22 protein-coding genes and 1 pseudogene are annotated in these 25,401 nt (G+C 35.8%); 4 read left to right on the top strand and 19 right to left on the bottom strand.

The window, feature by feature from the left end; all coding sequences use genetic code 11:
• Window positions 1-6: 6 nt before the first annotated feature.
• Window positions 7-465, bottom strand: a complete 459-nt coding sequence (locus MHB70_RS02510; RefSeq protein WP_001132370.1) for a MarR family winged helix-turn-helix transcriptional regulator — start codon at window positions 463-465, stop codon at window positions 7-9.
• Between the two features lie 271 nt (window positions 466-736).
• Here MHB70_RS02510 and glpT point away from each other — a divergent pair, with 271 nt between their 5' ends.
• Complete coding sequence (gene glpT, locus MHB70_RS02505) at window positions 737-2,086, top strand: glycerol-3-phosphate transporter (protein WP_000466380.1); 1,350 nt, start codon at window positions 737-739, stop codon at window positions 2,084-2,086.
• Between the two features lie 128 nt (window positions 2,087-2,214).
• Here glpT and MHB70_RS02500 read toward each other — a convergent pair whose 3' ends face one another.
• The 4 genes from MHB70_RS02500 to MHB70_RS02485 all read right to left on the bottom strand — a co-directional run bounded on the left by MHB70_RS02500 (window position 2,215) and on the right by MHB70_RS02485 (window position 5,884).
• Window positions 2,215-2,331 carry a DUF4027 family protein gene (locus MHB70_RS02500; protein ID WP_000834733.1) on the bottom strand — a complete coding sequence of 39 codons (117 nt, stop codon included), beginning with the start codon at window positions 2,329-2,331 and terminating at the stop codon, window positions 2,215-2,217.
• Window positions 2,332-2,539: 208 nt separating this feature from the next.
• On the bottom strand, window positions 2,540-2,962 hold the full coding sequence (locus MHB70_RS02495; protein WP_000277986.1) for a universal stress protein: 423 nt from the start codon (window positions 2,960-2,962) through the stop codon (window positions 2,540-2,542).
• 65 nt (window positions 2,963-3,027) lie between these two features.
• Complete coding sequence (locus tag MHB70_RS02490) at window positions 3,028-4,479, bottom strand: SulP family inorganic anion transporter (protein WP_000487910.1); 1,452 nt, start codon at window positions 4,477-4,479, stop codon at window positions 3,028-3,030.
• Window positions 4,480-4,633: 154 nt separating this feature from the next.
• On the bottom strand, window positions 4,634-5,884 hold the full coding sequence (locus MHB70_RS02485; protein WP_000758141.1) for a cell wall-binding repeat-containing protein: 1,251 nt from the start codon (window positions 5,882-5,884) through the stop codon (window positions 4,634-4,636).
• A 175-nt stretch (window positions 5,885-6,059) separates the two neighbouring features.
• On the opposite strand from MHB70_RS02485, the gene MHB70_RS02480 reads away from it, so the two are divergent.
• Window positions 6,060-6,737, top strand: coding sequence for a response regulator transcription factor (locus tag MHB70_RS02480; RefSeq protein ID WP_000565470.1), 678 nt, complete (start codon window positions 6,060-6,062; stop codon window positions 6,735-6,737).
• Window positions 6,738-6,748: 11 nt separating this feature from the next.
• Complete coding sequence (locus tag MHB70_RS02475) at window positions 6,749-8,140, top strand: sensor histidine kinase (protein WP_061530694.1); 1,392 nt, start codon at window positions 6,749-6,751, stop codon at window positions 8,138-8,140.
• 13 nt (window positions 8,141-8,153) lie between these two features.
• Here MHB70_RS02475 and MHB70_RS02470 read toward each other — a convergent pair whose 3' ends face one another.
• On the bottom strand, window positions 8,154-8,675 hold the full coding sequence (locus tag MHB70_RS02470) for a dihydrofolate reductase family protein (protein WP_000085758.1): 522 nt from the start codon (window positions 8,673-8,675) through the stop codon (window positions 8,154-8,156).
• A gap of 75 nt (window positions 8,676-8,750) precedes the next feature.
• Here MHB70_RS02470 and MHB70_RS02465 point away from each other — a divergent pair, with 75 nt between their 5' ends.
• Window positions 8,751-9,725 carry a helix-turn-helix transcriptional regulator gene (locus tag MHB70_RS02465; protein WP_002047189.1) on the top strand — a complete coding sequence of 325 codons (975 nt, stop codon included), beginning with the start codon at window positions 8,751-8,753 and terminating at the stop codon, window positions 9,723-9,725.
• A gap of 51 nt (window positions 9,726-9,776) precedes the next feature.
• Here MHB70_RS02465 and MHB70_RS02460 read toward each other — a convergent pair whose 3' ends face one another.
• From MHB70_RS02460 to MHB70_RS02400, 13 genes and pseudogenes are all read right to left on the bottom strand, one after another.
• On the bottom strand, window positions 9,777-11,201 hold the full coding sequence (locus MHB70_RS02460) for a DUF4367 domain-containing protein (RefSeq protein ID WP_061530693.1): 1,425 nt from the start codon (window positions 11,199-11,201) through the stop codon (window positions 9,777-9,779).
• Window positions 11,167-11,724, bottom strand: a complete 558-nt coding sequence (locus MHB70_RS02455) for an RNA polymerase sigma factor (protein ID WP_061530692.1) — start codon at window positions 11,722-11,724, stop codon at window positions 11,167-11,169. Before MHB70_RS02455 ends, MHB70_RS02460 begins: the two co-directional genes overlap by 35 nt.
• A gap of 179 nt (window positions 11,725-11,903) precedes the next feature.
• Window positions 11,904-12,339, bottom strand: a pseudogene (locus tag MHB70_RS02450) (HIT family protein).
• Window positions 12,340-12,400: 61 nt separating this feature from the next.
• The gene (locus MHB70_RS02445) at window positions 12,401-12,778 is read right to left on the bottom strand and encodes an OsmC family protein (protein ID WP_000778840.1); all 378 of its coding nucleotides are present in this window, start codon (window positions 12,776-12,778) and stop codon (window positions 12,401-12,403) included.
• The gene (locus MHB70_RS02440; RefSeq protein ID WP_001187119.1) at window positions 12,753-14,180 is read right to left on the bottom strand and encodes an amino acid permease; all 1,428 of its coding nucleotides are present in this window, start codon (window positions 14,178-14,180) and stop codon (window positions 12,753-12,755) included. The genes MHB70_RS02445 and MHB70_RS02440 overlap by 26 nt, the downstream gene beginning before the upstream one ends.
• A 205-nt stretch (window positions 14,181-14,385) precedes the next feature.
• Complete coding sequence (locus tag MHB70_RS02435) at window positions 14,386-15,030, bottom strand: amino acid ABC transporter permease (protein WP_000345979.1); 645 nt, start codon at window positions 15,028-15,030, stop codon at window positions 14,386-14,388.
• A complete protein-coding gene (locus tag MHB70_RS02430; RefSeq protein WP_001112673.1) occupies window positions 15,031-15,687 on the bottom strand; it encodes an amino acid ABC transporter permease in 657 nt (218 codons plus the stop codon).
• Window positions 15,688-15,789: 102 nt separating this feature from the next.
• Window positions 15,790-16,617 carry a glutamine ABC transporter substrate-binding protein GlnH gene (gene glnH, locus MHB70_RS02425; protein ID WP_000916471.1) on the bottom strand — a complete coding sequence of 276 codons (828 nt, stop codon included), beginning with the start codon at window positions 16,615-16,617 and terminating at the stop codon, window positions 15,790-15,792.
• 12 nt (window positions 16,618-16,629) lie between these two features.
• Entirely contained in the window at window positions 16,630-17,358 is a 729-nt protein-coding gene (locus MHB70_RS02420; protein ID WP_195911805.1) for an amino acid ABC transporter ATP-binding protein, read from the bottom strand.
• A gap of 137 nt (window positions 17,359-17,495) precedes the next feature.
• The gene (locus MHB70_RS02415) at window positions 17,496-18,956 is read right to left on the bottom strand and encodes an alanine/glycine:cation symporter family protein (RefSeq protein ID WP_000387486.1); all 1,461 of its coding nucleotides are present in this window, start codon (window positions 18,954-18,956) and stop codon (window positions 17,496-17,498) included.
• A gap of 159 nt (window positions 18,957-19,115) precedes the next feature.
• A complete protein-coding gene (locus MHB70_RS02410) occupies window positions 19,116-20,087 on the bottom strand; it encodes a phosphotransferase enzyme family protein (protein WP_000401664.1) in 972 nt (323 codons plus the stop codon).
• Window positions 20,088-20,292: 205 nt separating this feature from the next.
• Window positions 20,293-20,892 carry a TasA family protein gene (locus MHB70_RS02405; protein WP_000023361.1) on the bottom strand — a complete coding sequence of 200 codons (600 nt, stop codon included), beginning with the start codon at window positions 20,890-20,892 and terminating at the stop codon, window positions 20,293-20,295.
• Between the two features lie 252 nt (window positions 20,893-21,144).
• Window positions 21,145-25,386, bottom strand: coding sequence for a S8 family serine peptidase (locus MHB70_RS02400; RefSeq protein WP_000820218.1), 4,242 nt, complete (start codon window positions 25,384-25,386; stop codon window positions 21,145-21,147).
• Window positions 25,387-25,401 lie beyond the last annotated feature (15 nt).

Genomic DNA, 25,401 nt, shown 5'->3' with positions numbered 1-25,401 from the left:
TTCCTCTTATTTATTCTCTTTTTTCTCTTGTGTCCCGCAAATAATGGTTTCTAACTTTTCAAAGAGGCGCAACAAATCTTCTCGTTCTTGTAATTCTAATTGTGAAAAGTATTTTGCGATATGCTCATTACGAGCTGCCATCGCCTCTTTTACTGTATTTTTCCCCTTTTTCGTTAGCTCAATGACAACAACACGGCGATCATTATCATCGTGATAACGCTCTACTAACTCATGATCAATTAAACGGTCGATCATTACTGTAATGGCGCTCGGTTTTACATACATTTTCTCCGCCAATTGTGTCGCTCTTGAAGCTCCGTAATGATCTAAAATCTTTAAAATATAAAATTGCGGTGGTGTAAGTCCTGATGCTTGCATTTGTTCCAATAGCTCTGTTTGCATTTTCTTTCCTATAGCGAATGTAAGAGCTTGAATCTTATCAATATGAGTCATATCATTTGGCATGTTATCCACCTCTTATTTAAACAATAAAATATTTAACGTATTTAAATATTAATCCCACGAACAAAATCCGTCAATACCTTTTATTCATAAAAACGTTTACATTTTTGTCACAAAGTTGTATAATTTTCGTCGAAGTTAATATTGACAGTCACGGAGAATCGGAGTATACGGCTATGAATCATAAAAAAGGGAACTTTTTTATATTTCATGGCCTTTTTATATTCTCTCTGTCTTAAACGCTTCCAATTAATTAGGGGAGGATTTTCATTTTATGTTTTTCACACAATTATTTAAACCTGCGCCCCATGCAGAACGCTTACCAGCTGATCGCATTGATAGCGAATACCGTAAATTACGTTTACAAGTATTTTTAGGTATCTTCATCGGTTATGCAGGTTACTACTTTGTTCGAAAAAATTTTTCACTAGCAATGCCATACTTAATTGAACAAGGCTTTAGTAAAGGGGAACTTGGGGTTATCCTTTCAGCAGTATCTATCGCTTACGGATTAAGTAAATTTCTTATGGGTATCGTATCCGACCGTTGTAATCCTCGCTACTTTTTAGCAGCTGGGCTATTTTTATCAGGTATCATTAATATTATTTTCGGCTCATTTTCTTTCATTACAACGAGCATTATACTTATGTTTGTACTTCAATTTTTAAATGGATGGGTACAAGGGATGGGATGGCCTCCTTGTGGTCGTACGATGGTTCACTGGTTCTCTATTAGTGAACGTGGTACAAAAATGTCTATTTGGAACGTCGCTCATAACGTCGGCGGCGCACTTATGCCTTCTCTCGTTACATTAGGCTTATACTTCTTTGCAAATGACTGGAAAAGTATATTTTACTTCCCAGGTATTCTTTCAATTTTAGTTGGTATTTATGTATTAATTACGATGAGAGATACACCCCAATCTTGTGGATTACCTTCTATTGAGGAACATACTGGCGAATATCCATCAGGTGAAAAAGTGAAAGATCGCGAACGCGAACTTTCGGTAAAAGAAATTTTATTTAAATACGTACTAAACAATAAATTTTTATGGTACATCGCTATCGCGAACGTTTTCGTATATTTCGTACGTTACGGCGTTGTAGACTGGGCTCCTACTTATTTAGTAGAGGAAAAAAGCTTTACTCATAGTAGCTCACGTACAGCTTACGCTCTATATGAATGGGCTGGTATTCCAGGTACACTTCTTTGCGGATGGATGAGTGATAAACTATTTAAAGGACGCCGCGCACCTGCTGGTATTTTATTTATGGTCGGTGTATTCATTGCCGTTCTTGTTTACTGGCTAAATCCTGCTGGTCACCCAATCATTGATAGTATCGCACTTGTTTCCATTGGATTTTTAATTTACGGACCTGTTATGCTAATTGGTCTTCACGCACTTGACTTAGCACCAAAGAAAGCTGCTGGAACTGCAGCAGGCCTAACTGGTTTCTTTGGTTACCTAGGCGGAGCTACTTTTGCTAGCGCAGCTATGGGCTTTATTGTAGATGCATTCGGATGGGATGGCGGATTCATTTTATTACTTGTATCTTGCGTACTTGCAATGTTCTTCCTTGCCCTTACTTTAAATACAGGATCTGCAAAGTCAAAACAAGCTTAAACAAAATATAAATATGTAAACAAACATAAAAATAGCTCTTAGCGTTTATTCTATATGCTAAGAGCTATTCTTTATTTACAGCACTTTTCTTACTAGCTATAACAATCAATTCCTTCCCTACTATAAAATTAAAAAATTTGATGAAATACCTTTATTAATACAGCTAACGTAACAGATGCAGCAAATCCCCCTAAACAAATTAAGCTTACCCCTTGACTATATGATAAATTTTGAAATGATTTCATACCTTCCATCCTCCCTATCTCCCCTTTGATACTTTTATTTTACCAATGGGAAAATTTTCATAACATCGATTTTCCTAACAAAAAACTTACAAATTTGTAAGTTAACATCTTTTCAACTTATATATCTAGTATTTCCACAAAAGGATGTCATTTATACATAAAAAAAGACCTCGGGTACCCCAAAGTCTTAGTTACGTGCTATTTCATTTTATTTTATAATCATTACTGGACATTTCACTCGTTTTGCTATTTTATGACTTACGCTACCAAGCATCATTTCTTGTAATGTATTTAATCCTCTGCTCCCAGCAATAACAAGATCTATATCCCCTGTATTTACATATTGAACGAGCGTATCACCAGGATCACCATGCAGAATCGTAAATTTATAAGAAATCTTCTCTTCCTTTAATAATCCTTCAATCTCTTTTAATTTATCTTTCCGACTAGCTGATATTGTTTCAAAATCTGTTTGTCCGTGTATAATATCTGATTTTGCTGTTCTATTATCTACGACATATACAATTTCAACATTTGCTTCTTCACTACATTTCGCAATATGTATTGCATGCTCCGCTGCCCGAAGTGCATGTTCAGAACCATCACATGCTAATATAATTTGTTTGTACATATGCTGAATCCCCTTTTCGTTATCCTACTCGTATTATATAATAAAGCCCCCTAAAAAGGAGGCTTTTAACTAGCAATTCTTTTATTATAAGTTGCTAAATTTGCAACAAGTTTTGAGCTACGTTCATTTAATCCCGTTATACTTACTTTCACACCACTTTGTTCATACTTCATGATAACTTTATCAATTGCGGCCACTGCTGAATCATCCCATACGTGTGCATGAGTAAAGTTCATTTCAATTTCTTTTACATCTTCATCAAATGAAAAAGCATTTATAAAATCTGCCGTAGATGCGAAGAATAGTTGGCCATGAATTTCGTATATTTTCTTATTTTCAATATATAAATGTTTCACGTGAATCTTTGCCATGTTGAATGCAAATAAAACAGCACTAATTACTGTCCCGATGATCACGCCTAATCCTAGATTGTGGGTGATAAGAACAACGACAACCGTTACGATCATGACGAACGCATTTCCTTTTGGCACTTTATGAATCGTCGCTACAGAGTTCCAATCAAATGTTCCAATTGAAACCATAATCATAACTGCAACTAAAGCTGCCATCGGAATATGAACAACATAATCACCTAAAACAAATAGTAATACGATTAAAAATCCGCCCGCTACAAATGTTGATAAACGCCCTCGTCCACCTGACTTAATGTTAATAACAGATTGGCCAATCATTGCACATCCTGCCATTCCTCCGAAAAATCCAGCAACAATGTTCGCAATCCCTTGTCCACGTGCCTCTTTATGTTTATTACTTTCCGTATGCGTCATATCATCTAAAACTGAAGCTGTTAATAATGATTCTAGTAAACCGATAATTGCAAGCATAACTGCATAAGGTAAAATAATCCCTAATGTCTCAAGTGTAAAAGGCACGTCAGGAATACTAAAGAACGGTAATTCTTTCGGCAGGCTTCCCATATCTCCTACTGTTTTCAACTGTAATCCGCTCATAAGTGCAATACTCGTCACAATAATAATTGAAATAAGCGTAGACGGCACAGCCGTTGTAATACGTGGAAATAAATATATAATTGCAAGTCCTAATACAACGAGTGCATACATTTGCCAAGTTGCATTTTTAAAATGTGGCAATTGCGCTGTAAAAACTAAAATTCCAAGTGAATTTAAAAAACCACTCATAACAGATTTCGGAACAAACTTCATAAATGAGCTCAGTTTGAACACGCCAAAAATAATTTGGACAATACCTGTTAATATTGTTGTAGCAAATAAATATTGCAAACCATGATCTTTAACGAGCGTTACCATTAATAATGCCATTGCACCTGTTGCAGCTGAAATCATTCCAGTTCTTCCGCCAACAAATGAAATGGTAACTGCAATACAAAAGGCGGCGTATAGTCCAACTGTCGGATCCACGCCTGCAATAACAGAGAAGGCTATCGCTTCAGGGATTAATGCTAAAGCAACGACAATTCCTGATAACACGTCCCCTCTCACATTAGAAAACCAGTCATTTTTTATCGTTTGAAACAAAATACCACTCCTCTACTCCTTTATAATTTGATTTTCTCCATAAGAAAATCTAGCCGACTGCACGAAGGCTATTATATAACGAGTAAAGGATATTATGCTATGTAAAAGTTTCCTAAAAAAAGACGCTATCTTCATAGCGTCTTTTCTCGTTTCATTAATGTCCACCGTGACCTTGACCACTCTCTTGGATAATCTCTAATCTCTCATCTAATATTCCTTGTGTTTCAAATGAAATATTACTCGTACTACCTAAAAGGAAGCCATGGTTATATGGTCCCAGTGTTGGGTCATCTTTAAACTTCGGCTGAATACTAGCAAGGAAGTCATAAACTGGTTGTGAAGCTTTACCTTCCCCCAGCAAGACAACAGGTGCGTGTTTACCCATATGTGAAAAAGGTGCTCCTGCAATTGCTAAGTCTGGTGTTTCGCTTGAAACAAATGACAAACCGTGACCTGGTTTTGTGAATCCCCAGCCGAATTTTGTTTTTTCATCTTTAAACTTCGCAAATGCGATAGAATTTTCTACTGGTGTCTCTCCACTAATACGCGTTACTTTCCCATATTTACTTAACTCTCGTTCTACTTCTTTTGAAACGATTTTCTCTGGTCCTAACACATATATATTCACTTTATCTTTTCTCATCTTTAACGCCTCAATTGTCGCTTCTGGCACTTTATTCTTTTCTGTATAGAGTAGTGGCTCTGGCATATGAGAAATCCAGTTTACAGCTGGTGTTGTATACAAACGTCCTTCTTCTTCAGACGAACCGACAATAACGCTATTTGGATAGCTTCCTGTTATATCGGCATATTCTTTATCAACATCTTTAGCAAATATAGCTGGATCCGTTTCTTTTATTTGCTTTACTTTATATTCTTTTAATTGCTCAAGGATAGATGCACCTACATCCCCCATCACCATAATTTGTGTTCCATCTTTCGTTCCGAGCGGATTTAATCGTTTTATTTCTTTTAACGTCATTTCAGGTACCTTTTCTTTTTCTATAAATAAAATCGGCCCATTATTCGGATGGTGAATAAGATCCGCACTCGCAATACCTAATTGCCACTCATTTACTGGTACTAAAATAATAGCGCCTGGCTGATTCTCTTTATGCGTTGCTGGCCATATCGTTTGCGAAGTTAGTACTGCCATTTGCAATGGATCATTTGTATTTAATCTCGTTATATTTTTTAAACTTGTTGTTAATAAATCATTAGATGCCCCTTTATTCATTTCTTTCGGCGCAGTTACCTCTTGATTCATTTTCATCTCTTTTTGCTCTGTTTTCTTCTCTTTTGTAGATTCATGATTTTTATGTTCCATATCATTCGTTTGCCCACATGCTGCAAGACCAACCGCTGTAATTATTGTTATCCCAAAAACTCGGGTCACTTTTTTCACTATACCGCCTCCGTATCAATCGTTTTCGAGCCAATATGATTACCTAAATTAGAATTTCACCTTTACAATAACAAGCAATTCTGAAGAAATTATGCAGATGCATGATAATCTGCACCATTTCTTCATGATTTTGCATTACACTTTAAGTAACGATTATAAATATGGAGGGCTCTCTATGATTGATATACTGCTCGTAGACGATGAACCGAGAATGCTTGAATTATTAACGCTTTATCTTACACCAATTGGATATAACTGCGTATGTGCGACTTCAGGAGAAGAAGCTATTTTACATATAGAAAATCGAAACTTTAAATTTGTTTTACTCGATATTATGATGCCAAAGATGGACGGATGGGAAACGTGCAAAAAAATCCGCTCATTTAGTAACATTCCTATTATTATGGTTACAGCTCGTGATCAAACAGTAGCTGTCGTTCAAGGATTAAAAATTGGAGCCGATGATTACGTAACGAAACCTTTCCATGAAGAAGAACTTTTCGCAAGAATTGAAGCCGTTTTAAGACGTACAAATGAACATAAACAAATCCAATATCACGGTATTGTATGGGATGAAACAAAACACTTCATTTCTGTCCATAATGAAGAACTCCTTCTCACACCAATTGAATTTTCTTTACTCGGATTATTTTTACGCCATGTGAACTACGTATTAAACCGTGATCAGCTCATCGAACGAATTTGGGGGTTAAACACAAATACAGAAGATCGCACAGTCGATTCACATATTCGTAATTTACGTGATAAATTGCGAAAAGCAAATTTCCCTATTGATCATCATTTAAAAACCGTGTATGGAGTAGGTTATCGATGGATTGATACTGAACAGTAAGGGGCAAAACGATGAAACGAATTTCAATTCAATTCGGATTTTATTTTTTAATTGTTACACTTTTAATTGAAAGTGTTCTCTTTATTTTGCTCTATTATAGTCTTGTAAACACTAGAGTAAATGAAGAAATGACAGCTTTATTAAAGCGAGGAAATAGTCATCGAGATGTACTTGAAAAATATTACGATGAGCAAACCATCTCTCACGTAGCATTAATGGAATCTGAAGCTGAAACAACTGTCGTTATTACAAATGCAAATAAAGAAATACTAGCTAAATCTAACGAAATAAACACGACTATAAACGATCATATTAGTAAAATGCAAACTCGAACAGACCATAATGGAGAGATTATAGAAAATCATTGGAAAACATCTAATTATATATGTACAGTTAGCCCCATTGTAGTAGATGGAAAACATGAAGGCTATGTATACATGTTTCTTGGAACAGAATCAATTGAAAAGTTAGTTAATGGATTAACGAAACAATTCATTATTGCTGGTGCCATCACGTTTCTACTCACAGTCATCACAATTTTCCTATTATCACGTTTATTAACAAAACCATTGTTACACATGAAACATGCAACTGAAAAAATGAGTAAAGGCGATTTGTCCGTTTCATTAACGACTACTCGAAATGATGAAATTGGTGAACTAGCATCATCTATTCAAACGCTCGCAAATGATTTACATTATATGAAAACAGAGCGAAGTGAATTTCTAGCAAATGTTGCTCACGAATTACGAACACCGTTAACATACGTAAAAGGTTATGCTGACATTGCTTTAAAAGAAAGCACCCCTTCTGAACAACGTTTGCGATATTTATCAATTATAAAAGATGAGTCTGATTACATTACAAACTTAGTTCAAGATTTATTTTCACTCGCACAAATGGAACAACATAACTTTTCTATTCAAGTAAAGGAAGTGCATTTACACACCTTCCTTACTCGCATAGCTGAAAAAGTAAACGCCATGTATAAAGAAAGATATATTAAGGTTTCTTTCTCTTGTCCTCCTACACTGCTAGTAAACTTAGATGAACAGCGATTTGAACAAGTTATAGTAAACATTTTAAATAACGCTTATAGACATTCAAAAGAACATTCTCATATAAACATTTCTATTACAGAAGAACATAAACGTATCTCCATTACAATTGAAGATGAAGGCGAAGGTATTCCACCTGAAGACCTCCCTCACATTTTTGACCGCTTTTACCGTGTCGATAAAGCAAGAACACGATCTACAGGCGGAACTGGTTTAGGGCTATCTATCGTAAAAGAAATTGTAGAACTACACGGCGGAAATATTATTGTAACGAGCGAAGTCGATTACGGGTCTTGCTTTATAATTTCATTACCATCTATAAAGAAACACGACTACCATCAATAGTCGTGTTTTTTTATCACTTTACTTTATAATATAAATTTACAAATTGCCCAAAACGTTTCGTATCCGTTAAAGTTAAATTAATTTCCGGATTCTTCGCTTGAAATAACGGAACTCCAGAACCTAATATGTGAGGGGTAATCGTGACAACATATTCATCAATTAGATTATTCTTAAAGAATTCTCTCAGTAGACTCCCTCCACCGACCATCCATATTTTAGACCCTTCTTGCTCTTTCAACCTTTTCGTAAACTCCACTACCTCTTCATTTACAAAATCCACGTGTTCATTTGAACCTTTTTCTGAGTTAGAAAAAACATAACATTTTTTATCTACATACGGGAATGTTTCCATATGCTCTACTACATAATCATACGTTCTTTTTCCCATAATTATTGTATCAATCGTTTCGTACATTTCTGTATAACCGTTATCTCCCTCTCCTTCCGTTTCCATTAACCACTCTAAATCATCATCTTCTTTCGCAATATATCCATCTAAGCTCGCCGCAATAAATAAAACTATTTCACGTGACATATTTTTTCCTCCTTACATCTCATCTTGATAACATTATGATGTAAACAATATACTAACAATAAAACACGACAATTTATGTCATGTTTAAAAAGAAAAAAGGTGATACATTTGTCAAAAGCTAAACGCTTATTAGATATTCTTATATTTGCTTCTGCGAAAAAAACATTTACAGCTCAAGAAATAGCTGATGAATTTAATATTTCTGTTCGTACTGTCCATAGATACATTTTAGATTTAGGTGATATGGGATTACCCATTTACGCTGAACAGGGTCGCAACGGAGGATATAAAGTATTAACGAATAGAGTAATTCCGCCTATTTTATTTACCGAAGAAGAAGCAGTCTCCATCTTTTTTGCCTTTCAATCTTTAAGCTACTACAGAGACTTGCCTTTTAATACAGAAATCAATTCTGTTACTCATAAACTATATAGCTCTCTACAAAATGAGGCGAAAGCGAAAGTTGATAAAATACGTTCTTATATCGCCTTTTGGAATCCGAAGAGAACAATTGAGACACCACTTTTAAACGAAGTGTTAACAGCGGCTATTGAAAATAAAAATTTACACTTTCAATACGAATCTAAATCGGGGATAAAAACAAAACATGTTCATCCTATCGGTGTATATGCTCATGATGGGCTATGGTACTTACCGTCCTATGACTATGACAGGAAAAAGGTATTACTGTATCGCATCGATCGTATTCTTTCTATATTATCAACGGAAGAAAATGAGGATACATTCATGAATTTAGAAGAGTGGTTTGCCTCTAACTCTAACGTAGTACACAGTCCTACTCAGTTACATGTTTTACTGACAACAGAAGGCGTACGCCAATGTAAAAGCGTTCCTTATCTTGAGGAATTCGTTGAAGTAAACGAAGATGGGACAGGATATATACATTCAACAATTGATAAAGGTGAAATCCATTTTATTACGCCTTTATTTTATAGACTGGGAAAAGATGCACGAGTTTTAGAACCGAGAGAATTGATAGATGGTTTACGTATACGTGCGAAAGAAATTTTAAATATGTATGAAGACTAAAAAGCTGCTAAATATAAGCAACTTTTTAGTCTAGTTATTCCTATTGTTTTATTATTGACGAATATCGAACCACCAACGATTTTTCGCATTCATATTCTCCGTCCCACTAAACCCACTGTAACGGAAAGCATCAAGGAAAATTGAATCCAGCTTATCCTCATCTACAAAATAACCTAAGTTAACTTTTACCGTTTGTCCTGGTCGGATACTGCCAATATTGTAAAAGCTTTTCCCTTCTCCGTGAGGTTCTAAATAATCAACTTCGCCTGTCATAATATTTTTTTCCGCAATTCCATCTCTTTCAGCGTAGTTCCATGCATTACCTTCAGATTTAAGCAACTTTATGGATGGGTGCATATAAATTTCTTCCGTCGACTTTTTACCAATATTTCTCACTTTTGTTGTTAAGTAAACAAATTTAGGATTAACTAATTTTGATTCTACTAGTTTATCAATTGAATCTTTACCATTTCCGAGTTTATATTCATCCCGTCTGTATGGTAGCAATTCTCCTATCTGATTTAAAGCCTTATTCTTGCTTAGTATTTCTAAGCCAAGTTCATTAAAGTTCTCTTGTTTAAAATCTTTGATTGAATCAAAGACTTCAACTTTTTCTATCACATATTCAACTTGGCTGTCATCCATCGTTATCGTGACTGGAACTTTTTTCCCTATATGAAATAGCCGTTTGCTATCTTTTTTCAAAGGAATCACCTTAGTTTTTTTAGGTTCATCTGCTTTGCTAAAACGACTTTCATCATATTCTACTATATGTGATGCCTTTTCTTTTGACGTAGGCTCAAGTGAAATGCTCCCTAACACTTCCATCATTTGTTCTTCGTTTATATCGGATCCAATATAACTCTCTAACATAATCCCTTCTTTCTCAAAAAAGAGAAAGACCTTTCTGTCAAACATTACATTGTTGTTTCCTGTTTCTTTATGGACAATTACTGCTTTCCTACCATTTATCTCTTTTTCTTCATAACTTTTCGAATACAGAGTTTGAAAATCTGTATTTTCCCCTACCCTCCGAAGAGCGAATGAAAATCCCCCCATTGCGTAGTTATCTTTAAATGAATATTTCATAGCACTATCATCAATTGCTTCCATATTTTCTGGCAATTTACCAATCTTTAACTTATACCACTTATCACTCTTTTTCGAATCCTTATTTGTTACTGAAACATTTACTTCATAATTTTGTTTTTGGACAATCATATTATAGACTTTCACTGCACCAAAAACTGTTGTCGGCATGCCAATCAATAAGCAAGCAGCAGCGATTAACATACGATGTTTTTTACGCTTTTTCTGCGGTTGTCCGTCTTTCAGCTGCATTTCCTCCATAAACAATTTCTTTTTGCGCGTATATGTATGTGAAAATTCATGCTGTTCTTCGAGTTTATCAAAATCATCTAAAGCAATTTTTTCAGCAAGTTCATATATTTCTTTGGAGTTCTTTGAATTCGTCATGTTGTATACCTCCCATCATATTTTGAACTCGTTTTCGAGCGCGTTCAAACTGCTTACGGACATTGGCCTCCGTTATCCCCATGACACTTGAAATTTCTTGATACGTTAAGTTATAGAAGACTTTGTACTTAAACACCTGTCTGTTCGATTCATTTAACTCTTTTAGCAATGTATCAATTTGAACCTCAGACATTTTACGTTTTTCCCACTCTTCAATATTTTCATCTACTGCTTCTATTGATTCTCTTTCATATTCTTCTAAAAATGTTTCATGTCGTTTATTTTTCCGGTAACTATCAATCGCCTTGTTTTTCGCGATCCTCAAAATGTAGCGTTTAAGCTCTTGAGTAGCCAAGCTATGGAGCTTTTCCAAGTTCTTATAAAGAGTAATAAACGTCTCTTGAACCGCATCTTCAGCCTGCTGAATATTATTTAAAATAGAATAAGCCACATAATAAATTTTTTGTTCGTACAACTCATATAGCTCTTCCATCTTTTCATAATCGTTGTTTGTAACTTTCATATAATTCCTCCTCTCATTCTATATAACGAATGAGCGATATACTTTGTGACACTGCAGCATTCTTTAATAGATAAAATTTAATAATAGAATAAACAAAAGCCCAATTTCTCTATTTTAACTGAGAAATCGGGCTTTTGTTTATTAGAATTTTCCTGACTGTCCCCTTAAGAATATCACTCTTACGCCTTTTCGGGATGCAGTATGTTCTCTATTGCTTCTTTTAACAATGTCTTTGTTTCTTCAAAGTTATGATTCTGTTTTTCTCCAGGTTGTACCGTATAAAACTCGGCAAACGAGCGCTCTTTATATCTCGGTACGACATGCATATGGTAATGCGTTAACTCATTAAAGATTCCACCATTTTGACAAATTGTAACTCCATCTGGTTTATATAATGACTTAATCGCTTTTACAATAAGCTTAGAAGCATCCATAATCGATTTTGCTACAACATCATCTAATTCGGTCCACTTCTACAACATGATGCTTTGGCACAATTAAAATATGTCCTGGATAGAAAGGGGCATGATCTAAAAAACATGTTACATATTCATTTTCATATACTTTATATATTTTTTCCTCTTTGTTTGCTAATTTACACCCTAAACATTCCATTAAATTTCTCCTCTTTCTAAAACATAAAAACGTGAGAGCCGTAGTCTCACGTTTTTATGTTTCACCCTATTAATTCAATCGTTTCCGTAACCTTTATACTATCTTTTACAGATTGAACAATCGTACAATTTTTCACTGCAAGTTGCAGCGCCTTGTCCAACTGCTCTTCTGTAATGTTTTGTGCTTTGATTTTATAGTGCAAATGAACACTTTCAACTGGTTTTGATAAAGCTTCACTTCTACCAATTTCGGTTTCAATTGTAAACGTATCGTATGTAATACGTTTCTTTTCTAAAATTGTTCGGAAGACAATTGCACTACATCCTGCGATAGAAGAAACGAGTAATTGTAACGGTGAATACCCATTTTCTTTTCCAATCGCTAATTGACCGTACGATAAATCTGCTTCTATATCATCGTGTTTGATTGTTAGTTTCATTTGTTTTTTCCATCTCCACTTTCATCGGTTTCTTCCGTTTCTTACTCATATAATAATATATGTAGCAGAAAATGATAAATGGAATACCACAATATAACGCCATTCTTTGTTCAGGAATAAACGCTAAACTAATAACAACGATGCTATTTGTAATTAAAGCTAAAATTGGAACAATCGGGTATAGTGGTGTTCTATACTTTAAGTCCTCTAATTTCCCTCCGCCTTTTATATACTGACTTCTAAAACGAAGTTGCGATAGCGCAATAATGATCCAACTTGAAACAGCCGATAAACCAGCTATCGATAATAAGTACATGTACACTGTATCTTCTGCAAGGAAACTTGTGAATAGAGATAATCCAGCTACCGCAATCGTTACGACTAGCGCTGTAATTGGAATACCACGTTTATTTACTTTCTTGAAAGAAGTTGGTGCCATTCCTTCATTTGCAAGTGACCATAATATACGCGTTGCTGCATATAATCCTGAATTCGCTACAGATAATAAAGCAGTAATAATAACGAAGTTCATAATATCAGCTGCATACGGAATACCGATTTTATCAAATACAACTACGAATGGACTTTCAATTACGCCTGCTTCTTTCCAAGAAATTAATCCTACTAAAATCGTCATTGTTAAAATGAAGAATAACATAATGCGCCATACTGTATTACGAATTGCGCGTGGAATTGTTTTTTCTGGATCTTTACTTTCTCCTGCTGCAATCCCGATTAACTCTGTTCCTTGGAATGAGAAGTTAACCGTAATCATTGTAAGTAATACGGCAGCTAGTCCATTCGGGAATAACCCGCCATCGCTTACGAAGTTAGAGAAAAGAGGTGCCGCTTCTTTTCCGTCGTATGGTAAAAATCCTAGTAATGCACTACCACCAAGTAGAACGAATGCAATAATTGTAACTACTTTAATACTAGAGAACCAAAACTCTAATTCAGCGTAACTTTTCGCTGAGATAGCGTTTGAAGCATATAAAATAACTCCGAATACAAGACACCATACCCAAACATCAACAGTTGGAAACCATCTTTTCATCATTAAACCGATCGATGTTAATTCCAGTCCTACTGTTACTGCCCAGCCAAGCCAATATAGCCAGCCGATCATAAAGCCTGTTCCTGGTCCAATAAACTTCGTCGCATACTTTTGGAAAGACCCTGAAACTGGCATTGCTACCGTTAGTTCTCCAAGACAAAGCATTGTTAAATACATAATAAATCCGCCCACTAAATATGAAAGGATGGCCCCCCCTGGTCCAGCCTGATTAATAGTGTAACCTGAACCTAGAAAAAAACCAGTTCCGATTACACCACCAAGTGCGATCATAAATAAATGTCTACTCTTCATCGTACGATGTAATTTCTCATTTGTTGGTTGCTGCATCTTAATCCTCCCCCTACAAGTACCCCTATCTCTTTTTAAAATTTTCTGATAATAAAAATATACACGAAAGCGATTACAATTTCTATATAAAATTAACACTTTTCTGATAAAATAATATAAAAAATCGAATTATTGCAAGATTTAGATACTATTTAGAGGAAAATAAGGAGAAACAAGGAAAAAACCCTTACATATATTGTAAGAGTTAACGAAGCTCTAATCTTCTCGATAAAATTGATAAACTATAATTCACTATAAAATACATACAAGCCACTACTATAAAAGTCGGAATCATATAATTTACATTTTGCCCGCTAATAATTTGAGCATTATGCATAAGCTCTGGCAATGATATAACAACTGCGAGCGACGTATCTTTTAGCAATGAAATAAACTGACTAACAAGCGGGGGGACCATTCTTCTTAATGCTTGCGGCAAAATAATATGCCAAAGCGCTTGCACATACGTTAATCCTGAAGACCTTGCAGCCTCAATCTGCCCTTTTTCGATAGATAATAGACCGCTTCGAACAATTTCAGATATCATTGCCGCTTCAAATATTGTTAAAGCAACAATTGTAGCTGTTATAATTTCTAACTTCAATCCCGCTTCTGGAAGTGCAAAATACGTAAAAAATATAATTAAAAGTAGCGGTAAATTTCGAATCACTTCCACGATAACTCCTAATATTTGTGAAACGACAGGTATTTTCGTATAGCGCAATATTCCTATTACACTACCAATAATAAAGCTAAGTACAATTGCTACGAGCGCTACCTCTAACGTTATAAGTAATCCTTTTAACAAAAAGAGGATATGATCCCCTGTTATAGCTCCCTTAAAATCCATTTACACCGCCTCCTTTGCCAAGCGTTTTTCTAAATAACGCACTAGCATACTGAGCGGAATTGTTAATATTAAATAAAACATCCCGACAAATATATAAACATCAAACGTAACAAACGTCTTCGTTGAAATTAAATCTCCTTGATACATTAAATCAGCACCAGCGATAATTCCGAGTATGGAAGAGTTTTTTACTAAATTAAGAAATTGATTTCCTAGAGGAGGGATTACGATTTTCATCGCTTGAGGTAAAACGACATGGTACATCGCTCGCGTATAAGTCAATCCTGAGGAACGCGCTGCTTCCATTTGACCTTTCGCGACTGATAAAATACCAGCGCGAATAACCTCGGCAATAAACGCTGCAGTATATACCGTAAGCGTAAGTGTTCCTGCTACAAAACCATTTAAAGTAACTCCTATTACAGGTAAAGCGAAATAAAATATAAATGCAATTAATACGAGTGGAATATTTCTTACAAACTCCACAAAAGCTGATCCTATCCAGTTTAAAATACGAATCGGTGCAATACGCATTACTGCCAAAATTACTCCTAAAATAAAACTGCCTATTAACGCAATTACACTAGACATAACTGTATACTTAAAGCCTTCTAAATACATATCAATGTTATTCGTTAATATAGAAAAATCAGGCACATATTCTCCCCTCTTTCTTTACAAGAAGAGGATGAGCATCCCTCATCCCCTCACTCTTACTATTCACTGGGATTAAGCTCCACTAATTAAAGTTTCACTTTACTACTCTTGTTTTTGGCCAATCCATTTTTCATACAGTTTGTCGTACTCCCCACTCGCCTTCATATCTTTTAGTAAGCTATTAATCTCTTTCGTTAAATCATCTGCACCTTTTTGCACAGCAATTCCGTACGGCTCATCCGTGAAAATTTTCCCTACAACTTCATAATTTGAATCTTGTTTTGCCATTCCGTAAAGAATTGCATTATCTGTCGTTAAAACATCACCTTTCCCTGCTTTTAACCCCGTAAATGCCTCACTATAATTTTCAAATTCTAATACAGTCGCTTCTGGTGACTTTTGACGAATGTTATTTGTAGATGTTGAGCCTTTTACGGCTAATACTTTCACACCTTGTTTTATATCATCAATACCTTTAATATTGCTTCCTTTTTTCACAAGTAACGATTGCCCTGCTTTAAAATATACATCTGAGAAATCAACTTCTTTTTTACGTTCTTCCGTAATTGTCATTGTTGCGATAATTGCATCAATATCACCATTTTTCAATAGTGGAATACGCGTTTTAGACGTTACTTCTTTTAATTCTAGTTTCTTTTCATCTCCGAGAATTTTTTTCGCAAGTGCCTTTGCAACATCAACATCAAATCCTTCTACCTGCCCTGTTGAAGGGTTTTTCAATCCAAATAAATTCGTATCATTCTTCACTCCAACTACTAATTTCCCACGCTTCTTAATTTGCTCTATGGCTCCGCCTTGCTTCGTATTCGTTTCTTTCGCCTCATCTTTTTTACTTCCGCACCCGGCAACGACAAGTACGAATAAACATGAGAATACGATTAAGGTAAACAACTTTTTCATTTTAAGCATGAAATTCCTCCTTTAATGATTTAACACTCGGCTTAAAAATAGACGCGCCCTTTCTTGTTCTGGGTCTGCAAAAAATGCTGCTGGTGTTGTATCCTCAATAATTTGGCCCTCATCCATAAATAAAATCCTATCTGCTACTTCTCGCGCAAATCCCATCTCATGCGTGACGACAACCATCGTCATCCCTTCTTTAGCTAACGTTTTCATAACGTCAAGCACTTCTCCAATCATCTCCGGATCAAGAGCAGACGTAGGCTCATCAAATAGCATAATTTCAGGCTGCATCGCAAGTCCCCTAGCAATCGCTACCCTTTGCTGTTGACCTCCGGATAATTGATGCGGGTATACACTAGCCTTTTCCGGGATTCCTACTTTCCCTAAATAAAACATCGCTGTTTTCTCAGCTTCCTCTTTTGAAGCTTTATTTACTTTAATAGGCGCTAGTGTAATATTTTGAAGAACCGTTTTATGTGGATATAAATAAAAATGTTGAAAGACCATCCCGATATCTCGGCGTAATTCATTCATATCCGTTTTCTTATTGTGTACCTCTGTATTTTGTACAATTAATTCTCCATCTGTAATTGTCTCTAATTGATTTATACACCGAAGCAATGTACTTTTCCCTGACCCTGAAGGTCCAACAACTACTACCACTTCACCCTTTTGTACTTGCAGATTAATATCTTTTAAAACTTGAAAGTCACCATAATATTTATTTACATTACGAAACTCAATCACCATACTCCCCCCTTCCTCTAACAAAGCATGTACATTCTTTTTATATTCAAAAATAGGCAAAAAAATAACTTTCAGCTTCATTTTGTCCATAAAAAAAGAGCAAAGGTCGTTCCCTTTGCTCCTTCGTTCCTATCCTATTAAGATACTTCTTCTTTTTTATCTTTCCCATATTCATGCTCCCAGAAATCAGCATTTTTAATTCCTAATTCCTGCGGATCAAATACTGGATCTTTCCCTTCTTTCTTCTGCTTTTCATAGTCTTTTAAGGCGATCAATGCTGGTTTTTGTAGTAGTAAAATCGCGATAATGTTAACCCATGCCATAATTCCTACACCGATGTCACCTAAAGCCCACGCTGTTGCAGCTGTTTTTACACAACCATAGAATACGACTCCTAAGAATACAAACTTTAGTACGATGGACATCCAAGGACGGTCTTTATCACGATTTAAGTATGCAATATTCGTTTCTGCAATGTAGTAATACGCCATAATTGTTGTAAATGCAAAGAATAATAGCGAGATTGCGACGAAACCGTTTCCAAATCCAGGGAAAACAGATTCTACTGCTGCCTGTGTATAACCAGGACCCGGCTGTGCACCGTTTAATTTATTGACGATAAAGTTTTTTCCGCTTGCATCAAATACGTTATACATGCCTGTAATAATCATCATAAATGCTGTTGCTGAACAGACGAATAATGTATCAATGTAAACGGAAAATGCTTGTACTAACCCTTGTTTAGCTGGGTGTGATACTTCAGCAGCTGCCGCCGCATGTGCCCCAGTTCCTTGCCCTGCTTCATTGGAATAAATACCACGTTTTACTCCCCAAGAGATCGCTAAACCAATAATCCCACCAAAAGCTGCTTCTAATGCAAATGCACTTTTTAAAATTAACATGAAAGCATCTGGTAACTTTTCAATATTCATAGCTACAATTACACAAGCTACTAAAATATAACCAAGTGCCATAAACGGCACTACAACTTGTGCTACGTTAACAATTCGCTTAACTCCCCCAAAAATAATAAGCGCTAACGCTGCTACTAATACCGCTCCAGATACAGAAGTATTAATACCGAAAGCTGTTTCCAAACTTACAGCAATGCTATTTGCCTGAACACCCGGTAACAGCATCCCCGTTGCAAGAATTGTTGCCGCAACGAATACTAATGCATACCATTTAACTCCTAGCCCTTTTTCAATGTAATAAGCCGGACCACCACGGAATTGCCCTTGATGCTTCGTCTTATATATTTGTGCAAGTGTTGATTCTACATAAGCAGAACCTGCTCCTAGAAAAGCTACCGCCCACATCCAAAAGACAGCTCCTGGACCACCAAATGCAACAGCCGTTGCAACACCCGCAATATTTCCTGTTCCAACGCGCCCTGATAATGAAAGTGCTAACGCCTGGAAAGAAGAAACACCAGCATCCGATTTTTCTCCTTGAAATGTAAGCTTCACCATTTCTCCTACATGCCTTACTTGTAAAAACCTCGTTCGAATAGAAAAATATAAACCTGCTCCTAAACATAAATAAACAAGTGCTGGACTCCAAACAATATTATTGATCCAACTTACGATTGCTTCCAACATTCCCCCTCCTCATTTTTAAAGAATATTCAGAATATACATAAAATTATACGTGCATACCGAATCTATAACAATATTATTTTAATAAAATAAACATATTTTTGTATAAAAAAACAAAGTATATATTTATTTTATATACTTTGTTTTAATATGAATGTATTATATATTCACAATCGCTTCTCTTTTTATAATTCTTTCATAGAGTTGTTCAGCTAATTCTCTGAAATGATCTGGCATATCTTTCCCTTTAAATTTCTTTTGGAGCGTGCCATACAAACCTATATCACGTAAACGTAAAAATAAAGGTAACGATTCATACCAACTATCCGCCAGCCTGTGCTCATATTCGTACCCTTTTCTTAACACTTGTAACTGTTTACGAGCGAATGTCGTCTTTTCTTCCACTGTCCACGGTGTAAAAAGAACAGAGTAATAAAGAACCATTGCCAAATCATGAATGAAGTAATTATAGGCCGCATCATCAAAATCAAAGATTGTTAACTCTTTTCCATCATAGTGAAAATTGCCTGGATGAATATCACCATGCATAAGGCCGAATGTTTCTCTTTCAATTGGAAGAGCATTTATTTCCTCCATTAATACAGCTGCAATTTCTTTCACGTTCTCATCTTCTAATTCATTAACAATACTACTTTCATCCTCTTCCCACGTATCACGGTAGTCAGTTTTAGGGTAATTCATTGTAAGGCGGTGCAATTGTCCAATCGCTTTTCCCCACGCTTCAAAGTAAGCATTTCCCCAATATGGCGATCCTTCTCCTTTTACTTGCTCACCTTTTGCGTATGTAAATAAGGAAGCAAAAAAGAAAGTTCCATCCTCTACTACAATTTCTTCTACAAGATTTTGAGATGTTGAGTAAAGAGGTCCCGCTACCTTTGCACCGTTCTCCGCAACATATCGTAAAAAATCTAGTTCAGCCTCTACCTCTTTTTTAGAACGATGGGAAGAATGCGTTAAACGTAATACGTAATCTTCATCACTATCACCCTTCGCCTTAAAAATGTAATTTTCAAAATCTCCAAGTGGCTTTTCTTCCACCGTTACATGAAACAAACTTGCAGCTCTTGTTAAAATCTCCTTTGTAAAAACTCGTTCTACAGCTATTTCCATATGTATCCCTCCTATATATCTTCTTAATTCGACATAAATGTTAGAAGTACTGCTATGAATGTGAAAAGCTCTGTTATGACTACTATAAAAATGCGACCCCTACACATAAAAAAATCTAAACACAAAAAAGGTTGATTCACTAAATCAACCTTTACACTATTAAAAATACTATTTCTCAATTCATTCTTATATATAACATTTACCTTTATTTCTCTTCACCGTTTGTCTGCATTGAATTGAAGGTCCAATTTAATTTCAATGAATCTCCTTGAAATACATTTTGTTCTTCATCATTATCTACAAATGTAAACATTACATAGAAAGTATCATCATCACCAGGAGCAAGTCCATTTCCTTCCCGGTCTACAACACCTTTTTGTACAAGATCAGGAATACTTCCATTTTGCGTAGCTACCTTTAACTCAGATAATGTAGTAGACCAAATTGGAACCTCATTTTTATCCAAATTCCATAAGAAATCAACACGGATATGATCACCAAAATCAGCATTTCCATTATCTCCTTTAGCATCAATAACACTATAATCTGTAAGAAGTTTCACGTCTCCTATCGCTAAGGTTCCTTTGTTAACTAATTGAAAACCGCGCTCCATTTCATCACCCGGTTTAATATTGTCGACATTAATAACAACTTCAGGATTAACACTCAAATCTAAAGTACCCGCTGCAAACGCGTTTTGTGATACTTCTTTATCACTAAAATACGCATATGTTCCCCCACCAATTAAAGATAGACCAAGCGCTGCAGTTACAACACCCATACCAAGTTTTTTCTTAATACTCATTTCACAAGCCCCCCTATTTTAAAGTTCAAACAACAACCTTATTTTCATCCCACAAACAATATTAATTAAGCAACTACCTTGCCCCATAACGAAAGCAAACTAGCTTTAAACTATTTTCTTCATGTACTCAAAAAGCTATTTTTTAAATAACCGGTAATGTTACAGTAAATCATTACCGGTCCGTTGTTAGCAAAAACCATTTTTTCTGTGTTCATTGCTTTATCGTTTAGTTTCCCTTAGAAGTGTATCCCCTTATTTTTTTGGCTCTAAACCAATCGAGCGTAAGATTTTCTCTAACGTCACTGGCCCTACATTTTCTTTCGGTTTCTGATTTTCTTTAGCATCTGGACCCTTTTTCAAGAAGTTTTTCTCAATAAAACGAATATCTGTTTCATCTACAACACCATCTTGATTTATATCTCCATCTTTTACAGATACTTTTCCTTTTCCATACGATAAAGCTGCTATTCTAGCATCTTGAATATCTACCATTTTATCGCCGTTTACATCACCTGCAAGGTTATCATCCATGTCAGCTCTAAAGTTTTGTCCCACTAATTCTCCATCCTGCATTTTCCCTATTTTTGTTGTTAATTTACTATTTAAATGACCTGGCATTTCTACGAAAATATCATATTCTTTATCGCTTACTGGGACACTATGAATTTCAAATTGCCCGTTATCACCAATCGTTCCTGTATATTTCTTTCCATCCTTGCCAACTGCGTACACTTTTGCTCCTAGTTTTGTATAGTCTTTCTTACCTAAATACCCCTCTTCATTCAAGAAAGCTTCCGGGCCAATATATCCTGTAACCGTTGAATGTTTCGAAACAATAGCAAAAGATTTATCTTTAAACGCAGGAATCTCAATGCCTTCAGATGCACCAGCTTTTGTATAAGAGAACTTATCTACTCCAAATGCAGTTAAATCATTAAAGTATTCATCGTTCGCCATCTCGAATGTAACATCTAAAAATGGTGTATCTCCATCTAATCCTTTAAATTCTTTTCCTTCCAATGATGCGCCAACTTTCACCTTGTTTTCCCAAGCTCCTTCTTCACTTATCTTCGGATCTTCTAATTTAAGGTTCAGTCCATGTTGTTTTACATATTCCGTAAGTGCTGGATTTGGTTTCACATCTGTAAATTTAAATAGCTGCTTGTAATAAGGAATTTCAAATGTACCTGACATAAGCTGTTTTACATTATTAAGATTCAAAGTTAACGTAATTTTCTCTCCTAATTTGATTTTATCTTTGTCATAACTTGGAACAGCGTATTCTGTCCCTTCCTTTACAAAGACGTAATCTTTATATCCAGTTGCCATATTCCCTGCAGTTGCAAGATCATATCCAAATAATTTTAGATTTAACGGCTCGTTTATTTCCTCTGGAAGTACTCCAAATTTAAAATCACCATTTGCTTGAATTGTATTCAGCCAACCTGATGGAAAGGCTGAGTTTTGATAATATACAATTTGGTTCGCTTTTTGATCATACTGCAAGCCTTTTGCCTTTAATGCATCTACTGTAGAATCATAAATATTACCATGCACCCATAATGCACGCTGGCCGTCTTCTTCTTTAAACATAGAATCATTGACTTCGTGTATACCAGGTTGTACATCCTTAAATTTCATTTCAGGTATTACATTATCAATGATAATGCTATCGCCTTTTGTATAAGATTTTCCTTCTTTATCATATCCAACGAAGTTCAATTCGTAATCTCCATCAGGCAACATAACAGGTTTATCCGCAATTGGATGAGCTGGATCTCCTGTGAATGGAAGTACATACCCTCCCATACCAGAAAACATCATATATTCAACATTCGGTGTTAAACTACTTGCATTAAGTGTACCAACGACTCCTAATGCCTTCCCTGTCTTTCGGTCCTTCACAACTGCATCAATGGTTTCAAGAGGACTATTTAATTTAAATGTCAACGGCGAACTTGGTCTTTCCATAAATGGATGGAATTTAGAAGCATCTGTTGCCATTGTATCTCTCAGTAAATCTACAGACGCAATCCCTTTTTCTGTGAATTTAACTGCAAATGGTACTTGATATACTTCTTTTTCATTGTTTTTATTTGAAATATGAATATAGCCCTCATATCTACCAAACTCAGCGTTTTCTGGAATGATAATTTCAGGACTAATTTCCTCTGATGCACCAGGAGCTACTTTAATAGAATCTGGTACGTTTAGCTTCACACCATTCTTCGCTGCATCTTGCACACCTACACTTGTAGGTGAAAATTCCACCTCTAATTTAAACTCTTTCCCATCTGTTTTACTGCTGTTCTTAATTAAAACTTTTCGACTATCTTTAATAGGCCCATTTTCAATTTGATTTTTATACCCAAATGCAATAGAACCTGTTTTTTCTTCAATTTCTACTTCTTCATCACCTACAACGTTTGATGTTTTATCAACAACCTCGATAGATGTATCTGCATGAACTGCACGATATGCATCAATTCGCCCTGAGCCCACCTCAAATACAGAACGCTCTTCTTTTAAGTCAACTGCGGTATTCATGAGTGCTTCTTTTACTTCAAATGGACTATAGTTTGGATGTTCTTGTAAAATGAGTGCCGCTACCCCTGCAGTATGAGGAGTTGCCATAGAGGTACCTGACATACGTCCATACGCTACCGGATAATTTTCTCCATCTTTTGGATCATTAATATATTCAGGAACAGTTGAGAAAATAGACACACCTGGTGCTACAATATCTGGCTTAATATCATCTGTCTTAGTTGCAGGACCACGGGAGCTGAAATCAGCTAAGTGATCTCCCTCTGTTTTTATATTACTTAGTTCCCCAAACGCTAACGACACATCTCCTTGTACAGCTTTTGCTTGTAATTTCTCACCATCTACTTTTGTTAGGCGGAACGATGGAATAGATGAAGTACTTTCCCCAAGATAACTTGTAATTTCACCATCTACATTGTTATATACGATTACCGCCTTTGCGCCTGCTTCCTTAGCATGCTTAATTTTCTCATCAAATGTAATCTCACCGCGTTGGATAAGAGCTAATTTTCCTTTTACATCTTTTCCTGTAAAATCATCTGATTTCCCGAGCCCTGCATATACAACTGATACGGATTGACCTTTCAAATCTTCAATCTTATCAGTAAAGCTTTTTCCAAGTAGCATCATCTTATCCACATGTAAATCACCTGCATCGACGGAAAACGTTGGGATCTTCATTGCAGCGTCACTGGCTCCAACTGTAATTGGAAGTGCCGCTGCACTAGGTGATCCAATGGTACCTTCTTCCGGACCACTATTACCTGCCGCTACTACTGTAACAACACCAGCTAACATCGCATTGTTTACTGCCACAGAAGTAGGATATAAAGGATCATTAATAGACGCACCTAGTGATAAATTGATAACATCCATATCGTCTTTTACTGCTTTATCAATCGCAGCAAGAATACCGCTTGTTTGTCCACTTCCATATGGACCTAATACGCGATATGAATATAAATCTACATCTGGAGCAACTCCCGTAACCGCGTAATCAACATTATTCTTTTTGTCTGCAGCGATTGTCCCAGCTACATGCGTACCATGGGATGTATAATATGCACTCCCCTCATAAATCTCAGGATATCCTCCAGAATTTTGCCAATCCTTATACGTTGTCTCCATTGGATCAGCATCATTATTAACAAAGTCCCATCCTTTTATTGAGTTCGGATCTATTTTGCTTGGATCTTCACCTTGCTTTGCACGATATCCTTTATATGCATCTTTCAAATCCGGGTGATTGTAATCAATACCTGTGTCCAGTACACCTACCTTAATTCCTTTACCTGTTATTTTTTCATCATGCAGCTTGTCTACACCAATTTGCGGTACACTATCTGCCATTTTTGGTTCAACAGCAGTCTTAGCTGTTTCTTTCGGCAAATCAATTTTAACCTCATGATCTTCCCATACACGCTTAACGATACCGGTACGAACTAAGTCTTCAATCATGTTCGCAGGTAACGAAATCGCTACACCATTAAAAGCATTCTTATATTCTCTTGTTATTTTTGCAGATTTTAAATTTGTCCCTTTCTCTTTATTCTTTTGAAGCTGTTCAAGCTCTGCTTTAAACCCTTTATGTGATGCCTCTACCTTTTGTTCCGCATTTGAAAGAGCTACCTTTTTCCCTTTAGCCGCTTGTTTTAATACCTCAATTTTGCTAGGTGCTTGCTTAAACTCTATAATCACATTCACATTATTAGGACTTGCTGTATTGATACCTGGCGAAATAACAAAACCTGGTTTTGTATCTAACGTTTTTAAGGCATTACGTTGTTCCTTTGTAAGACCTTTCAAGATAGCATTTGCATCATCAATTCCAGTTAAAGTAGATGTATTTACCTCTTCAGCTAAGACGTTATATGGAATTCCTTGAGACAATAACATTCCAGCTGTTAACGTTCCAATAAGAATCTTTCCAAATTTCCCTCGTTTCATATTGCATCTCCCCAT

It is taken from the genome of Bacillus sp. FSL M7-1020, assembly GCF_038050415.1.
GTDB classification, from domain to species: Bacteria; Bacillota; Bacilli; order Bacillales; family Bacillaceae_G; genus Bacillus_A; species Bacillus_A toyonensis.
The sequence above is the reverse complement of the archived record's forward strand: the minus strand, read 5'-3'. Positions and strand labels throughout refer to the sequence as shown.

Excerpts from the sequence above, each read along its gene's own strand:
- MHB70_RS02460 (WP_061530693.1), bottom strand. The coding sequence starts at position 11,201 with ATGACGAATTCAAAGAACTCCAAAGAAATATATGAACTTGCTGAAAAA.
- MHB70_RS02400 (WP_000820218.1), bottom strand. The coding sequence starts at position 25,386 with ATGAAACGAGGGAAATTTGGAAAGATTCTTATTGGAACGTTAACAGCT.
- MHB70_RS02455 (WP_061530692.1), bottom strand. The coding sequence starts at position 11,724 with ATGAAAGTTACAAACAACGATTATGAAAAGATGGAAGAGCTATATGAG.
- MHB70_RS02440 (WP_001187119.1), bottom strand. The coding sequence starts at position 14,180 with ATGCAGCAACCAACAAATGAGAAATTACATCGTACGATGAAGAGTAGA.
- MHB70_RS02500 (WP_000834733.1), bottom strand. The coding sequence starts at position 2,331 with ATGAAATCATTTCAAAATTTATCATATAGTCAAGGGGTAAGCTTAATT.
- MHB70_RS02465 (WP_002047189.1), top strand. The coding sequence starts at position 8,751 with ATGTCATGTTTAAAAAGAAAAAAGGTGATACATTTGTCAAAAGCTAAA.
- MHB70_RS02435 (WP_000345979.1), bottom strand. The coding sequence starts at position 15,030 with ATGGATTTTAAGGGAGCTATAACAGGGGATCATATCCTCTTTTTGTTA.
- MHB70_RS02470 (WP_000085758.1), bottom strand. The coding sequence starts at position 8,675 with ATGTCACGTGAAATAGTTTTATTTATTGCGGCGAGCTTAGATGGATAT.
- MHB70_RS02480 (WP_000565470.1), top strand. The coding sequence starts at position 6,060 with ATGATTGATATACTGCTCGTAGACGATGAACCGAGAATGCTTGAATTA.
- MHB70_RS02410 (WP_000401664.1), bottom strand. The coding sequence starts at position 20,087 with ATGGAAATAGCTGTAGAACGAGTTTTTACAAAGGAGATTTTAACAAGA.
- MHB70_RS02495 (WP_000277986.1), bottom strand. The coding sequence starts at position 2,962 with ATGTACAAACAAATTATATTAGCATGTGATGGTTCTGAACATGCACTT.
- glnH (WP_000916471.1), bottom strand. The coding sequence starts at position 16,617 with ATGCTTAAAATGAAAAAGTTGTTTACCTTAATCGTATTCTCATGTTTA.
- glpT (WP_000466380.1), top strand. The coding sequence starts at position 737 with ATGTTTTTCACACAATTATTTAAACCTGCGCCCCATGCAGAACGCTTA.
- MHB70_RS02405 (WP_000023361.1), bottom strand. The coding sequence starts at position 20,892 with ATGAGTATTAAGAAAAAACTTGGTATGGGTGTTGTAACTGCAGCGCTT.
- MHB70_RS02475 (WP_061530694.1), top strand. The coding sequence starts at position 6,749 with ATGAAACGAATTTCAATTCAATTCGGATTTTATTTTTTAATTGTTACA.
- MHB70_RS02445 (WP_000778840.1), bottom strand. The coding sequence starts at position 12,778 with ATGAAACTAACAATCAAACACGATGATATAGAAGCAGATTTATCGTAC.
- MHB70_RS02510 (WP_001132370.1), bottom strand. The coding sequence starts at position 465 with ATGCCAAATGATATGACTCATATTGATAAGATTCAAGCTCTTACATTC.